Source organism: Saprospiraceae bacterium (assembly GCA_016709995.1).
Lineage (GTDB): Bacteria > Bacteroidota > Bacteroidia > Chitinophagales > Saprospiraceae > JADJLQ01.
Genome location: JADJLQ010000001.1, coordinates 1,680,632 through 1,695,413 on the forward strand (window position 1 = coordinate 1,680,632; position 14,782 = coordinate 1,695,413).

Sequence of the window (14,782 nt, forward strand, 5' to 3'; positions counted from 1 at the left end):
TCATCATGAAAAATATAAAAAACATTATTGGAATGCTGGCTGCCCTGGTTTTGTCGGGATTGCCCTATGGGTGCTCCAAAGATTATTTGGCACCTAAGCCCCTTTCTTTCTTTTCTCCTGAAAACACCTTGATCAATGAATCAGGATTTAACTCTGCGCTCGCATCCTGTGCAGAAAATATTCGCAACGAATACTATACAGATGGAGCGCCTATCATCACCGAATTGGTGTTTTCTGAAGTGTCTGTTGAAGGCACCACAGACAAATTTGGTCCCCAGATCAACCTCAATGCATTGATCACGCCTGATGCCAATCTCAACAGTGCAGACTTTAATCGAATCGGCTGGTATTGGGAGAGATTGTGGATAGGCGTCCGGCTTGCCAATACAGTTTTATCCAGAATTCAAAACCCGGCCCTTGATATTAAAGAAGATGCTAAAAATGCGATTATAGGTAAAGCCTTGTTTTATCGCTCCTACAATTATTATCGCCTGGTACATCAATTTGGTGATGTACCGACGATCATGACGGAACTTACCGCACCAAAACTGGACTTCAAGACGGTCAAACGGGAGGTGATCCTGGCAAGGCTCAAAAAAGACCTGGAGACCGCTGTCGCCTCAGTACCGTTTGTCACCAATAAAGGAGATGTCAATAAAGGTGCTGTCTTACATTTATTGACCAAAGTCAATCTTGCATTGGGGTTATTTGATGATGCTATCGCCACTGCTACTCAAGCCATCAATAGTGGAACATTTAAATTAATGACTTCAAGGTTTGGATCAGATGCTGGAATGGCTGATAAAAATGTAACCTGGGATTTGCATCGACCACTGAATAAAGCCGCAGCAACCAATACGGAAGTACTTATGTTGGTGACAGACAGATTTTGTGATCCAGGAGCTGTCACTGTGAATAATGTAGCTACTGGTACACAATTAATGCGTCAAGCAGTACCTTTTTATACAGGCCCGATAGTCACACCTGCAGGAGAGCCGGGTATGTCACCCAACCAGGTCGAGATCGACCTTTGCACCCTTTTTGGCAGAGGCATTGGCCGTGCACGATCTACTCCCTATTTTACAAAAGGCATCTGGGATGATGTCAAAGACCAGAGACACGACACTACCTCTGGCAATTGGATGACTATGGAAAACCTGGTCTATAACAATCCGGCCTTGAAAGGAAAATCACCCTGGTATGGTAAAAGATTACAATTTAAAGATGCCACTGGTAAAGTATTGGTATCTACAGGTGATACTATCAGGACCTGGTACGATTGGCCACATTATAAATTATTTATTCCGGATCAGATCAGGCTTCCATTCCAGGGAGGTAATTCTGATTGGTATGTATTCAGATTGGCAGAGACCTATCTGCTTCGGGCTGAAGCTTATTGGTGGAAAGGGGACCTGGCCAATGCTGCGGCTGATGTCAATGCTATCCGCACCAGGGCAGGTTGCTCTGCCTACACTTCTTCCCAGGTCGATATCGGCACTATTTTGGATGAACGAGCAAGAGAACTTTATTGGGAAGAGCCAAGGAAAACGGAATTGACTCGAGTAGCCTACATTTTTGCAAAAACAGGAAAGTCCTATAATGGCAAATCGTATAATGTCGCTGATTTTTCAACCAGCAATTTCTTTTACGATCGGATCATGGACAAAAACACATTCTACAAAAACAATATCAAAACTGTCCGCGGAGATCCATATACGATGAGCCCCTACCACGTATTATGGCCTATTCCCCGTCCTGCTATATTAGCCAATAGCTTAGGCCAGATCAATCAAAACAAAGGATATTCCGGGAGCGAAACAAATCAGCCAGCGCTGGATGTAGTGGAGGAATAAGTCTGATGTATTATACAATATCTCGAAGGGAAGCTGGTCATTGACGGCTTCCCTTTTTTTATTAATTATTTAGAGAGAATATCCCGTTGATCAGACACGTATTTATTTTAAGTAATATCTATTTTTACGAATGCTTATACTCAGAACCGTCCAGGACATTCAATTCTGGCTAACCTTTCATTCAGCCAAAGGTTCATCCATAGGGTTTGTGCCTACGATGGGGGCTTTGCATGCCGGACATATCTCCCTGATAGACCGAGCCAAACGTGAAAATCATCTAACCGTATGCAGCATTTTTGTCAATCCTACACAATTTAATGATGCCAAAGATTTAGAAAAATATCCCCGGACATTGGAATCAGACAGTCTCTTGCTCAGCAATGCCGGTTGCGATGTACTTTTCTACCCATCGATAGCTGAGATCTATCCTCCTGGTTTGGCCCAAGTCAAAGTTGATCTTAAAGGCTTGGATCTGGTGATGGAGGGGGCTCATAGACCTGGACATTTTGAAGGGGTCGTTCAGGTGGTACACCGATTGCTCGACATCGTCCGCCCTGATAGATTATATATGGGGCAGAAAGATTTTCAACAATTCACCATCATAGACCATATGATTAAGGAGCTTAATCTCCCTGTCCAACTGGTAGTCTGCCCGATCAGCAGAGAACCACATGGACTGGCCATGTCATCGAGAAACGAAAGGTTGAGTACCGAGGGTCGTAAACAAGCAGCTTTTATATATTCTACTCTGAGTAAGGCTATCGACCTGAAAAATACAATGAAACCTGAACAAATCTGTTTGCAACTGTTTGATGAATTGAACCAGGACCCTTTCAAGCCGGAATATGTTGATATCGTAGGCGCAGATGATCTTCTACCCATAAAAACATGGACCGATTCTCCAGTGGTGATTTGCACAGCAGTTTGGTTAGAAGGTATCAGATTGATTGATAATATTATATTGTCACTTGCTGCAAAAGAGTAAAACGCCCTTCATACCGTTGCTGAAAGAAAACTTCCTGAGGTCGGAGCACAACTCTTCCCAAACGACAAACGGAAGGTCGTTTGGGGAGCAGTTGTACTGCGACTTGAACTAAACCCCTCCAAGCCGGAGTCCAAGCATATCGAGGGACATCATCCTTCAACTCACCAAAATAAAAAAAGGGCTGAATCGCAAGATCCAACCCTTCAAAAGGTTTCATGGGGCAATCGCCAGATTATCTGAGGATATTAATTTTTTGATTGAACGTGCCTTGCGCAGACGCGTGTGTCAGGATATAGGTACCTGGTATCAAACGGGACACGTTGACGGATTTAAAGCCCTGGACACCGTCCACATTTTGTTGCTGCCATACAACCTTGCCGCTAATATCGGTCAAATGCATTTTGATGGGTTGCTGTATTGGTTTCCATTTTATCTGCAAGACATCCTGGGCAGGATTGGGAAATGTAGATATTGAAAAATCTTCATTGCGGTCTCTTGCTTCCAAAGAAGTAAAATCAGCTGGACTCATGGTTCCTGCTGAAGCGATATCACCTCCTAATAATTGACCGGTAAACAAACTTGTCACAAACAGTTTGCGATCCTGATAGAGGGCCAGACCCGACCCAGGTCCATAACTTGCGGCTACAGTGTCTATTACTTTACCATTTCTAAGTCTGATGACTTGGCCAGAGCCAAAGTTAAATCCTGAGGCCAAATTAAAAGTACCAAACTGATTGACATATACTTGCCGGCTTTTGTCGATAGCTATATCAGTTAAAAGAGTCAATCCTGTAGCCCAGGGCGTCACAGTACCATCCAGGTGCACGTGATATATAGAAGCCTTTCCTGTTAAAAAGGGAAAGCCTGTCAAAGTAGTCACCAAAAATCCTTCGTATTGAGGTAGTGCAGCAATTCCAGTAGGTACTGGATCGATAAAAGGAGGACCTACCGGTGTAGGATTAGGTATAGCGGCGAAACGAGCCAGTACTGACATAATCTTGCCATTTTTACTGACTCTAAGGATTGAATTGGCTCCAGCATCAGCTATATACCAATTGCCATCAGGATCCTGAGCAGCAGAGAATGGATCAGAATCATTATTGGTAGAAGTCGCCAAGCCAAAAGCGCCTACATTAAATGAATGTGTGGTATCGGCTATCGTCCTAGGTGCAGAAGTGCCTGGTACAAACCCTGCCATGTCAAAAAAGAGTAGTTTGCCAAAATTCTCTCCGAGCATAGGATTGCCTCCAATAAGGACTGCCATCTTTGCATTTGTCATTGGTATAACTCTCCATGCCCCTACTATTTCTCCAGCTTCCACATTGAGCTTAGAGGGCAAACCGAAAAATGCTATGTGTTTTTTCCCCGATTTGGTAATGACTGTGACCGAACCATCATCCATCCCTGATCCTGACTCTGTCACCCACTTATTACCCCAGGGGTCGGCATACACCCCGATCGGGGCATTCAAAGAATCGGAGAGTACAGACAGTTGTGCTAGCAAAAATTGACTTGAAAAAGCCAATAACATCATGAATAAAAATTTTTTCATATAAACGATTTTTTGATTGTTTACTTATTTGGGGTTAGGATTTGAACGAGTAAAAATAGAACTATAGTTTATTACAATTAATAGGTACTTCAACATATTCTGATCCGAAGAAATACGTATTACTATTGGTTTTTGCATGTTTATGGGGTATTTTTTCTCTAAAGTATTTATATTTTGATCACCTTGAATTTACAAACAAAACAGAACATTGTTGATTTTAAAATATTGAATAGTGGCACCTTGGTCCGGGCATGTCCAGGCGGCTGACGATTGCAGTGGCACTTACTTGCAGGCAGACAAGGTTTGTTCAACATAGAGGTTGCTTAAACTTATAGCACTTATTATAGTGTAGTATCTTTTAAAAATGTCCAGAATTAATTGAGGTTATCTTCATTTGAAGCAGAATTTGGTGGAAATCATTGACTTAACTTGAAATTAAAGTATGATACCATTACAATGCTTAATTTTGCACCAATGTTATTAACCATATTTAAATCTAAAATTCACCGGGCCACAGTCACTGAAGCCAACCTTAATTATGTAGGCAGTATCACTATAGATGAGGACCTGATGGATGCTGCCCAAATATATCCAGGCGAAAAACTACAAATCGTCAATGTCAATAATGGTGAAAGGATAGAAACTTATGCTATCAAAGGACCCAGAGGCTCTGGAAGTATCTGCCTCAATGGAGCCGCTGCCAGGAAAGCCGAAGTAGGCGATGTCGTCATACTGATATCTTATGCCTTGATGACTCCGGAAGAGGCTAAAAACTATACACCAATCAATATCTTTCCAGACGAGTCTAATCGACTATCTTAACGGCCTGCATGAAAAAAAATAAACTATACTCTTACCTCAGGTTTGTCGTGTTTTTGGCATTTGGGGCTGGTTTGTTTTATTATGTATTTCACAGTCAGGAAGAGATATATCGCACACAATGCCTCCAGGATCCAAATCATACGGGAAACTGCTCGCTTTGGTCCAAATTATTTGAAGACATCAAACAGTTGGACAAAATATTGATTTCCATGGTGATGATTGGTTTTGTGTTGAGCAATGTCATGCGTGCTCGACGCTGGGTGATCATGCTTAAACCGTTGGGCATCACTGCGGGATTATGGGAGACATTTTGGGCGGTGCATCTGGGATATTTTGCTAACCTGGCATTGCCACGAATGGGAGAATTGGCCAGAGCCGGCTCATTAGCCAGGAGGTTACACGCTCCACTGGAAAAAGTGCTGGGCACTATTATCTCCGATCGCTTGATTGATTTGTTGGTACTAGTGTGTTTCTTGATTGCAGGGTTTTTACTGCAGACACAGACACTTTATCATTTTCTGAGCACCCAGGCAGATATTTCAGTATGGTCTTTGATGATCCTCAGTATCGTTGGTTTAGGTAGTTTGGTTTTTATATATTTTTTATTTAAAAGCGATCGGTATTATCACCCGATCATAGAAAAAATAAAAAGCAAACTCGGCGGATTGAGAGATGGCATAGTGAGTGTCCTCAAAAGCAATAAGCCGATTGAGCTCACCTTGCTTTCCTTGGGTATATGGCTATTGTATTACGCAATGACTATATTAGGATTGAAAGCTTTTGCACCAACGGCCGGTGTCACTTTGGTACAAGGCCTGATCGTCTTTATTATAGGTACTTTAGGGATGGTCGTCCCAACGCCGGGTGGAATAGGCCCATTTCATTTTTTGACCATGAGTGCTCTGGGGATCTATGGAATTTCTTCTCTTGATGGCTTTTCCTATGCCAATCTGAGTTTTATCATTGTCCAGGTCATCACCATTTCATTTTTTGGAATGATAGGTATGATATTTTTATCCAGGACCAAAACCACCAGTAAACAAGTTGAAACAGTCCTATAAAAATAAAATGATAAGTCGGGACGACTTGCAAACATCATTGAATCAATGGCATTCGCAAGGAGAAAAAATCGTCTTTACCAATGGCTGTTTTGATATACTGCATTATGGACATATAGATTATCTCGAAAAAGCAAAATCTCTGGGCGATCGTCTTATCGTAGGAATCAACAGTGATTCGTCGGTGACCAAGCTTAAAGGACCTCACCGACCGATACAGGATGAGTACAGCCGTCAAGCTATTATGGCAGCTTTGTCTTGTGTAGATGTAGTAATCCTATTTAGTGAAGCTACACCATTGAATTTAATCCATTTCGTCAAACCGGATATCCTGGTCAAAGGTGGAGATTGGGATCTGGAAGCTATCGTTGGATCTTCTTTTGTCGCTTCTTATGGCGGTCAGGTAAAAACCATCCCTTATATTGAAGGATATTCAACGACGAGTATAGAGCGTAAAATCAAAAATCTGTGACAAAAATATCAGATATCTGCAGGAATATAGAGCAATGGGCACCGCCTGTTTATGCCGAAGCCTATGACAATATAGGTTTGATTGCAGGAGATCCTTCAGCCCAAGTCACAAGGATTCTGGTCTGCCTGGACAGTACTGAGGAGGTAGTGGAGGAAGCTATCCGACTAGGTTGTAACCTCGTACTGGCGCACCACCCTATTGTATTCAGAGGCCTAAAGAAATTCAATGGAAGTAATTATGTAGAGCGCACCATCATCTATGCTATCAAAAATGATATAGCGATTTACGCTGCCCATACCAATCTCGATAATGTCCTATCCGGGGTCAACTATAAGATTGCCCATCTCCTGGGTCTACAGGACCATCAAATACTGAGCCCTAAGCCATCATCCGGGTCCAAGGAAGAAAGTATTGGGGCCGGAGTCATAGGCCTACTGAAGGAATCCATGACCTGCGATCAATTTCTTCAGCACGTAAGAGTCGAAATGAAACTCAAAATGATCAAACACACCGCAGCTATAGACAGACAGATATCCAGGGTAGCGGTTTGTGGGGGTGCAGGCAGCTTTTTGATTCAGGCAGCTTTGGAGGCAGGCGCAGATGCTTTTGTTACAGCCGATCTCAAATATCATGAATACTTTGATGCTGAAAGTCAAATAGTCCTGCTGGACATAGGACACTTTGAAAGTGAACGCTTTACGATAGATTTGATCTATGATCGGTTGAAGAGGGATTTTGCTACTGAAACAGTCTTTAAGACCAGTGTCAATACCAACCCGGTACAATATTTTTTATAACTTTTCTGGCAAAAAGTGTACCTTTGCGACGCTTTTTTATTAACGCAATTACGTTATTACATAAAATTCTGATATCCAATGATTAAAGCCGACATACCCATAGCGATCCAACTTCGAAAACTGTACGAATTACAGCAAATAGACTCTCAAATCAATGAGTTTGAGACCTTAAAAGGTGAATTGCCTGTAGAGGTCAGCGATCTTGAGGACGAACTCGAAGGTTTGGAGACAAGGTCTAAAAAGCTGGATGAAAGCATTAAAAATGTTGAAAAAGAAGTGGCCAAATTTCAAGGTGGCATCAAAGACTCTAAATCTTTAATCAGTAAGTACGAAAAACAACTCGACACCGTCAAAAATAACCGGGAGTACGATGCTTTGATGAAAGAAATTGAGCTCCAAAAATTAGAAATCGAGTTATTTAACAAGAAGATCAAAGACACTGAGTCACAAACCGCCTCTAAAGAAGAACTACTCAAGGGTACCAAAGAAAAGATTAAACAAAAGAAAAAAGATCTTGATGTAAAGAAAGTGGAGCTCGAGGAAGTCATCGCCAAGACAGAAGAGGATGTGGTCAAGCTGACCAAAAAATCTGAAAAGGCTAAAAAAGAAATCGATGAACGATTGATTCAAGGATACGAAAGAATCCGCAAAAATTACCGTAATTCACTTGCAGTGGTCACTGTAACAAGGGATTCTTGTGGTGGATGCTTTAATAAAATCCCGCCTCAGACTCAATTGGAGATCAGTCAGCACAAAAAAGTATTGGTATGCGAACATTGTGGCCGTATCTTAGTCGATGAAAGCATAGCATTAGTTGAAGGATAATTACCCATTTTTACCATTATTAGTATTTATTGTAAGTTGTTTTTGTTGCCCACAAAATGCAAGTGGCAGCAGTGATATTTTTTTCTCAAAAGAATTAAAGACTGCTTATGAGGAGGTCTTGCAGTTAAAACTAGACCATGCCGCTATCATATTACAGTCTCAAAAGGTTCTGGCACCAGACAATCTGGCTATAGACTTTATAGAAGATTACATCGATTTTTTTAAAATCTATATCACCGAAGACAAGACTTTGTTTAATGGTCTAGCCCCAAGAGAAGATATAAGGCTTGATCGGTTAAAAAAACTGGCTTTAGATTCTAACCCATACAAACTCTATATACAAGCTGAGATCAATCTGCATTGGGGACTACTCCAGTTAAAATTTGGCAATTATCTAAATTCTTTTAACAGGGTCAAAAAAGCCTACAAACTACTGCAGGAAAATCAAAAAAAATTTCCGGCATTTACCCCTAACCTCAAAAGCCTGGGTATCATCCATGCGCTGATCTCAACCATCCCCAATGAATGGAGCTGGGTGTTAAAGACATTCACCGGCATGTCAGGAGATATGAATACAGCCCGGTTTGAATTGGAGCAAGTCATGATGTATGGCAAACAAAACGAATTCTTATTCCATGAAGAAACCGTGATTATGTATGGCTTGTTGGTCACCAATTTTGATAATGATCCTTCCTCTGGATGGAATATGATCCAATTGAGCAAATTGGATCCGGCTCAGAGCCCACTGATCAGCTATATCTATGCTTTGTTGGCCGTCAAAAACGGCAAGACCGATGAGGCCATCCGTTATTTAGAAAAAAGCCCTCATGGGCCAGCCTATCATCCTTTTTATTTAAACGATTTTCTACTCGGCTTAGCAAAACTCAGAAGACTGGATTCAGATGCCAGTATATATCTTAAGCGTTATGTAGAACTACATCATGGCATGCATTATATCAAAGAATGCTATCAAAAACTGGCATGGGATGCTTTAATCAAAGGAAATATAAACGGATATAGACAATATTTGGGAGAGGTAAAAACCAATGGGTCGCGACTCACCGATGAAGACAAACAAGCTTATCGCGAAGCTCAGCAAAACAATCCTCCTGATATAACCCTGCTGAAAGCAAGACTACTATCTGATGGTGGTTACCTGGTAAGAGCAGAAAACTTATTGCGTCCTCAGCTCACCGCGTTGTTGGGCGTTCCCACATATGTAGTAGAAGGCAATTATCGTATGGGCCGGATCTTGCATCTTCAAAAAAAGCAGGAATTAGCCATACCTTATTATCTCAAAGCTTCTGAATTGGGAGCAAAATCCCCCGCTTATTTTGCTTGTGCAGCTTTATTACAAACAGGTATTATTTACGAAAACCTCAATTCTTATAAGCTCGCACGTTATTATTATGAAAAATGCCTCGACACCAACCCAAGCGAATATAGTGCAGGACTTCATCAAAAAGCCAAGGCCGGCATCAATAGACTAAAAGACTGAGGAGACCATAATAAATAATTATCAGATGATTATACTTTGGATTGGAAATAAATAATGACTTTTATTGATCTAAAATAATTATGAAGAAAGCGATTTTGACTTTATCTGCAAGTATATTGATTTTGCTCCCGATACTCTATCTTCTGGGACCACACCCTGCTAAACCTACCTATACCTTAAATCAAGAAAATCTTTTAGTTGCCTTAAAAGACCTTGATAGCTATGTGGCCTATCAGGAAAAACTTTATGCTCCAATAAAACCTGGCAATGAAGCCAGGATCGTTTGGGCCAATGATACAGTCAAATCAAAAACACCTTATGCCCTGATCTATCTCCATGGTTTTTCTGCCTCTCACGAAGAAGGCAATCCTATCCACGAGTGGATGGCTAAGAGATATGGGATGAATTTGTATCTTCCACGACTGGCCGACCATGGCAGAATCTCCGAACAACCTCTGGTTAAATATACCGCAGAACAGACATGGATAGATGCCACCAAAGCTTTGACTATTGGAAAACTTTTAGGCGAAAAAGTTATCATCTTATCTACCTCAACGGGTGGGACTCTATCCTTGTTATTGTCAGCCCATGACTCTTCCATTCATGCACAAATATTGATGTCTCCCAATATTGCAGTCAATGACTCTAAAGCCTGGTTACTCAATAATCCATGGGGCTTACACATCGCCCGACAGGTGATTGGTGGGGATTATAGATATGCTGGAGATTCCACCGAGCCATACATTAAGTATTGGAATTACAAATACAGGATAGAGGCCTTGACTGAACTTCAGGAGTTGATTGAGACCAGTATGTTACCGGCTACCTTTCACGCTATCCATCAACCCACGCTCCTGATGTACTATTATAAAGATGAGCAACACCAGGATCCGGTCGTGAGGGTGGATGCCATGTTAAAGATGTATGATGAATTGGCCACGGCCAGTGATAAAAAACATAAAGTGGCTATGCCAAATGTGGACAATCACGTGATGGGATCTTATATCAAAAGTCATGATCTCGAAAGTGTAAAGAAGGAGATTACTGAGTTTGTCGAGCATACACTTCTAATTAAGCCTATCGATCAATAATACAATATGCCGTATTGAAGCTGGATAAGTAAAAAACTTGAATTAGCTTCAGGTCAAATTTTGGGCTATGACCAGGAGAGACTTAATCAAAAAATCAGCATTATTTGCAGCATGGGTAGATACCGGTTTCTTAAAAACGATTGGTGGTCCACATAAATCTTTGCTCCAGATCGGTGCCTGCGATTGGTCCATCGGTAAATCAGCCGATGTGTCCGGGGTGGAACTCGCTCATCAAATAGGTCTGGATGGCATCCAGGTCAACCTGGGCAATGTGGCCAATAATCTCCATCTGAGAGATCCTCAAGTTCAAAAGTTATACCTGGAGGCATCCAAAAAATTTAAAACTAAAATTGCCAGTATTGCAATAGGTGAATTAAATAATGTACCCTACAAATCTGACCCACGTACAGAGCAGTGGGTTTCTGACAGTATAGATGTCGCTCAGGCACTAAAAGTAAAAACTATTCTACTCGCTTTTTTTGTAAAAAATGATTTGCGCAACGATGATGCCGGCAAAAAGGAAGTCATCAGAAGATTAAAACTTGTAGCTCCTAAGGCTGAAAAAGCTGGTGTAACCCTTGGATTGGAGACCTATCTTTCCGCCGAAGAACATATGGACATCATCCAACAAGTCGGCTCGTCTGCCATCAAAGTATTTTATGATTTTAGAAATGCCGCTGATGCAGGCTATGATATCATCCAGGAGCTTAAATGGCTGGGAAAAGACAATATCTGCGAATTGCATATGAAGGAAAATGGATTTCTGCTCGGTCAGGGTACCATGGACTGGACCAGGATTTGTGAAACTTTGCTGAACATGAATTATAAAGGGGACGGCTGGATGCAAATAGAATGGGCTATGCCCAAGGGAGCTGATATCGTCCAGAGCTATCAGCACAATCTGCATTTTTTAAGATCAATGATTTAAACCAGATCGAAAAGTATGAAAACTCTTTTTACCAGCATCCTATTATTAATTGTATTAGCATTTGTCGCCTGCAAAAGTGATCAAAATGACAAAAACGTATCCGGGTTGATAGTCCCTGATGATCTGATGGTAACACTTTGGGCTGAGTCTCCTTCTTTTTACAATCCTACCAATATCGATATAGACGCTAAAGGTAGAGTCTGGGTGACTGAAGCCGTAAATTACCGAAACTACAATAACGATTCCACCAGGACGCTTCACCACAGCCTGGGCGATCGGGTGATGATCCTTGAAGACACTGATGATGACGGAATAGCAGATAGTTCAAAAATATTCGTACAGGACAAAGACCTGGTATCTCCGATGGGTATAGCAGTGATTGGACACAAAGTGTATATATCCTGCTCTCCTAACCTGATCGTCTACACCGATGATAATGGCGATGACATCCCAGATCACAAAGAAATATTTTTAACTGGTTTCGGAGGACTCGATCACGATCATGCCTTACATGCTGTCATCGGAGGGCCCGATGGAGACCTCTATTTTAATACTGGCAATGCCGGCCCACACATTGTCACAGATCATCAAGGCTGGACCCTCAGGTCAGGAAGTTTATACACTGGAGGATCTCCCTACAATACCACCAATCAAGGCAAAATGGTAAGTGATGATGGTAAAATATGGGTCGGTGGACTAGGATTGAAAATCAAACCTGATGGTTCCGGATTAAAAGTAATAGGGCATAATTTCAGAAACTCCTACGAACTCACTGTCGATAGCAGAGGCGATGTATGGCAAAATGATAATGACGATCAGGTGGTGACTTGTCGTACCTCCTGGCTCATGGAGGGTGGCAATGCTGGTTTTTTTAGTACGGATGGCACGCGATATTGGCAGGCAGATCAAAGACCTGGCCAGGATATCTTTACTGCTCACTGGCACCAGGAGGATCCGGGCATCATGCCGGCTGGCGATCGCACCGGCGCTGGTTCTCCGACCGGAGTAGCATTTTATGAAGGGGATGCCTTGGGCAAAAAATATAGGGGTATGCTGTTAAACGCCGATGCCGGAAGAAATGTAATCTTTGCCTATCATCCAGAAAGACAATTATCAGGATATGACCTTGGAGCAAGAATGAACCTGGTCACTTCGCTCCATGATGACAATGAAGGTTATGTCTGGAACGATTCTTTGGCCAACACAGAGCATGCAAAGTGGTTTAGACCAAGCGACATAGCCATAGGCACGGATGGTGCCTTGTATATTGCAGACTGGTATGACCCTGTCGTAGGTGGCCATCAAATGCAGGATACCCTGGGCTATGGCAGAATCTATCGGGTCACCCCAAAAGGCAAAAAATTAAAGCGCCCCATACTTGATTTTACGAATACAGAAGGTTTGTTGAAAGGATTACGCAGTCCGGCGATCAATGTCCGATATGAAGCCACTGAACTACTAAAAACAAGGGGACAATACATCTTGCCTTCCGCCTTAAAAGTCTTAAAATCATCCAACCCTTATGAGCGGGCGCAAGCCATTTGGTTAGTTGCATCCCTAGGAGATCAGGGTATCAATAAAGTAGAAAAACTATTGGATGATAACCGTGAAGAAACCAGGGTAGTGGCTTTCCGTGCACTTAGACGATACGGCCATGAGGTGATGTCATACGCAACCAAAATGATTGAAGACACATCCTGCTTCATGAGAAGGGAAGTCATCCAAAGCATCGCCGAACTCCCCTATGACCTAAAACAATCTATATTATTGACAGCAGCCAAAAACTTCAATCCTTCCGATCGATGGTATTTGGAGGCTTTAGGCCAGGCAGTGATCGGAGATGAAGAAAAATTTTTAAAAGACTTAAGGTCGCTATTTGATCTGCCAGGGATGGATCCTGTACAATGGAGTGATACTGTGGAGGCATTGATCTGGCGATTGCATCCTGCCAGTATGGTACCTCAACTTACTGCCCGTGCTGGATCGCCCCTCCTCACGCCGACTCAAAGAAATCGATCCGCCACCGCCCTGGCATTTATCAAAGATACCTCCGCTGTGGTTGCTATGATGAAACTAGCGACGAGTGACCTCGGCGATGTTCGTGAGCAAGCCATCTATTGGTTGGCATTTAGACAAAGTAATGACTGGTCTTCATTGTATGACTGGCACAAATGGAATCGCAATCCAGCCAAAGAACGAAAATTAGCCGAATTAAAAGTGAGGCTGAGCAAAATAGTAGATCCCAAACTCCCTTATAACGAGAAAAAGTCTAATGCCAAAGCCATGGCCAAGGATACGGTAGGCGCCAATATGATACTCACGGCTATAAGCCATCATGAGTTTCCTGCTGATTTGTACAAAGAGGTTTCAGATTCTTTATTACACCACCGTGATGTCACCATCCGGATATTGGCATCTCAATATTTTTCACCAGATTCTGCCACACAAGCCTACTCAATACCGGACATAACAAGTATGCAAGGAAGTGCTCTCACAGGTAAGTCCCTATTTAGTACCAAATGTGCCATTTGTCATAAATTGGAAAATAAGGGTAATAGTATCGGGCCAGACCTATCTATGATTCATCAAAAATATGACAAGGCTGCTTTGTTGGACGCCATCATCAATCCATCTGCAGGGATCGTATTTGGATATGAAGCCTGGACAATAACCACCAAAGATGGTCAATCTTATATGGGATTCATTGTTTCAGAAAACGGGCAATCAATTTCTTTAAAAACGCTTGGTGGCGCCAATCAAAATATAGCCCTAACAAATATTACTTCCAGGAGCAAACAATCTAAAAGTATTATGCCAACAGCAGGTCAGGGAAAACTCACTGATAAGGATCTGGCTGATATAAGTACCTATTTATTAGGGGTAGGAAAATGAACTTTTCTT

The 14,782-nt window shown here is 42.0% G+C and carries 12 protein-coding genes; 11 read left to right on the top strand and 1 reads right to left on the bottom strand.

What is annotated here, in order from left to right; all coding sequences use genetic code 11:
* Nucleotides 1-5 precede the first annotated feature (5 nt).
* Nucleotides 6-1,853 carry a RagB/SusD family nutrient uptake outer membrane protein gene (locus tag IPJ09_07050; GenBank protein MBK7371186.1) on the top strand — a complete coding sequence of 616 codons (1,848 nt, stop codon included), beginning with the start codon at nt 6-8 and terminating at the stop codon, nt 1,851-1,853.
* A 130-nt stretch (nt 1,854-1,983) separates the two neighbouring features.
* Entirely contained in the window at nt 1,984-2,838 is an 855-nt protein-coding gene (locus tag IPJ09_07055) for a pantoate--beta-alanine ligase (protein MBK7371187.1), read from the top strand.
* A gap of 232 nt (nt 2,839-3,070) precedes the next feature.
* Here the strand turns inward: IPJ09_07055 and IPJ09_07060 are convergent, their stop codons facing one another.
* The gene (locus tag IPJ09_07060) at nt 3,071-4,390 is read right to left on the bottom strand and encodes a ScyD/ScyE family protein (GenBank protein ID MBK7371188.1); all 1,320 of its coding nucleotides are present in this window, start codon (nt 4,388-4,390) and stop codon (nt 3,071-3,073) included.
* Nucleotides 4,391-4,864: 474 nt separating this feature from the next.
* On the opposite strand from IPJ09_07060, the gene IPJ09_07065 reads away from it, so the two are divergent.
* From IPJ09_07065 to IPJ09_07105, 9 genes are all read left to right on the top strand, one after another.
* Nucleotides 4,865-5,212, top strand: coding sequence for an aspartate 1-decarboxylase (locus IPJ09_07065; GenBank protein ID MBK7371189.1), 348 nt, complete (start codon nt 4,865-4,867; stop codon nt 5,210-5,212).
* Nucleotides 5,213-5,220: 8 nt separating this feature from the next.
* On the top strand, nt 5,221-6,273 hold the full coding sequence (locus IPJ09_07070; protein MBK7371190.1) for a flippase-like domain-containing protein: 1,053 nt from the start codon (nt 5,221-5,223) through the stop codon (nt 6,271-6,273).
* 7 nt (nt 6,274-6,280) lie between these two features.
* Nucleotides 6,281-6,742, top strand: coding sequence for a D-glycero-beta-D-manno-heptose 1-phosphate adenylyltransferase (gene rfaE2, locus IPJ09_07075; GenBank protein ID MBK7371191.1), 462 nt, complete (start codon nt 6,281-6,283; stop codon nt 6,740-6,742).
* Nucleotides 6,739-7,539: a Nif3-like dinuclear metal center hexameric protein gene (locus IPJ09_07080; protein ID MBK7371192.1), complete on the top strand. Its 801-nt coding sequence runs from the start codon at nt 6,739-6,741 to the stop codon at nt 7,537-7,539. The genes rfaE2 and IPJ09_07080 overlap by 4 nt, the downstream gene beginning before the upstream one ends.
* A 78-nt stretch (nt 7,540-7,617) precedes the next feature.
* Nucleotides 7,618-8,364: a hypothetical protein gene (locus IPJ09_07085; protein MBK7371193.1), complete on the top strand. Its 747-nt coding sequence runs from the start codon at nt 7,618-7,620 to the stop codon at nt 8,362-8,364.
* A 118-nt stretch (nt 8,365-8,482) separates the two neighbouring features.
* Nucleotides 8,483-9,862, top strand: coding sequence for a tetratricopeptide repeat protein (locus IPJ09_07090; GenBank protein ID MBK7371194.1), 1,380 nt, complete (start codon nt 8,483-8,485; stop codon nt 9,860-9,862).
* Nucleotides 9,863-9,942: 80 nt separating this feature from the next.
* Nucleotides 9,943-10,953, top strand: a complete 1,011-nt coding sequence (locus IPJ09_07095; protein ID MBK7371195.1) for an alpha/beta hydrolase — start codon at nt 9,943-9,945, stop codon at nt 10,951-10,953.
* A 67-nt stretch (nt 10,954-11,020) separates the two neighbouring features.
* Complete coding sequence (locus IPJ09_07100; protein MBK7371196.1) at nt 11,021-11,881, top strand: sugar phosphate isomerase/epimerase; 861 nt, start codon at nt 11,021-11,023, stop codon at nt 11,879-11,881.
* A 15-nt stretch (nt 11,882-11,896) separates the two neighbouring features.
* Entirely contained in the window at nt 11,897-14,773 is a 2,877-nt protein-coding gene (locus IPJ09_07105; GenBank protein ID MBK7371197.1) for a c-type cytochrome, read from the top strand.
* Nucleotides 14,774-14,782: the final 9 nt, after the last annotated feature.

Excerpts from the sequence above, each read along its gene's own strand:
- IPJ09_07085 (MBK7371193.1), top strand. The coding sequence starts at position 7,618 with ATGATTAAAGCCGACATACCCATAGCGATCCAACTTCGAAAACTGTAC.
- IPJ09_07095 (MBK7371195.1), top strand. The coding sequence starts at position 9,943 with ATGAAGAAAGCGATTTTGACTTTATCTGCAAGTATATTGATTTTGCTC.
- IPJ09_07100 (MBK7371196.1), top strand. The coding sequence starts at position 11,021 with ATGACCAGGAGAGACTTAATCAAAAAATCAGCATTATTTGCAGCATGG.
- IPJ09_07065 (MBK7371189.1), top strand. The coding sequence starts at position 4,865 with ATGTTATTAACCATATTTAAATCTAAAATTCACCGGGCCACAGTCACT.
- IPJ09_07070 (MBK7371190.1), top strand. The coding sequence starts at position 5,221 with ATGAAAAAAAATAAACTATACTCTTACCTCAGGTTTGTCGTGTTTTTG.
- IPJ09_07105 (MBK7371197.1), top strand. The coding sequence starts at position 11,897 with ATGAAAACTCTTTTTACCAGCATCCTATTATTAATTGTATTAGCATTT.
- IPJ09_07060 (MBK7371188.1), bottom strand. The coding sequence starts at position 4,390 with ATGAAAAAATTTTTATTCATGATGTTATTGGCTTTTTCAAGTCAATTT.
- rfaE2 (MBK7371191.1), top strand. The coding sequence starts at position 6,281 with ATGATAAGTCGGGACGACTTGCAAACATCATTGAATCAATGGCATTCG.
- IPJ09_07050 (MBK7371186.1), top strand. The coding sequence starts at position 6 with ATGAAAAATATAAAAAACATTATTGGAATGCTGGCTGCCCTGGTTTTG.
- IPJ09_07055 (MBK7371187.1), top strand. The coding sequence starts at position 1,984 with ATGCTTATACTCAGAACCGTCCAGGACATTCAATTCTGGCTAACCTTT.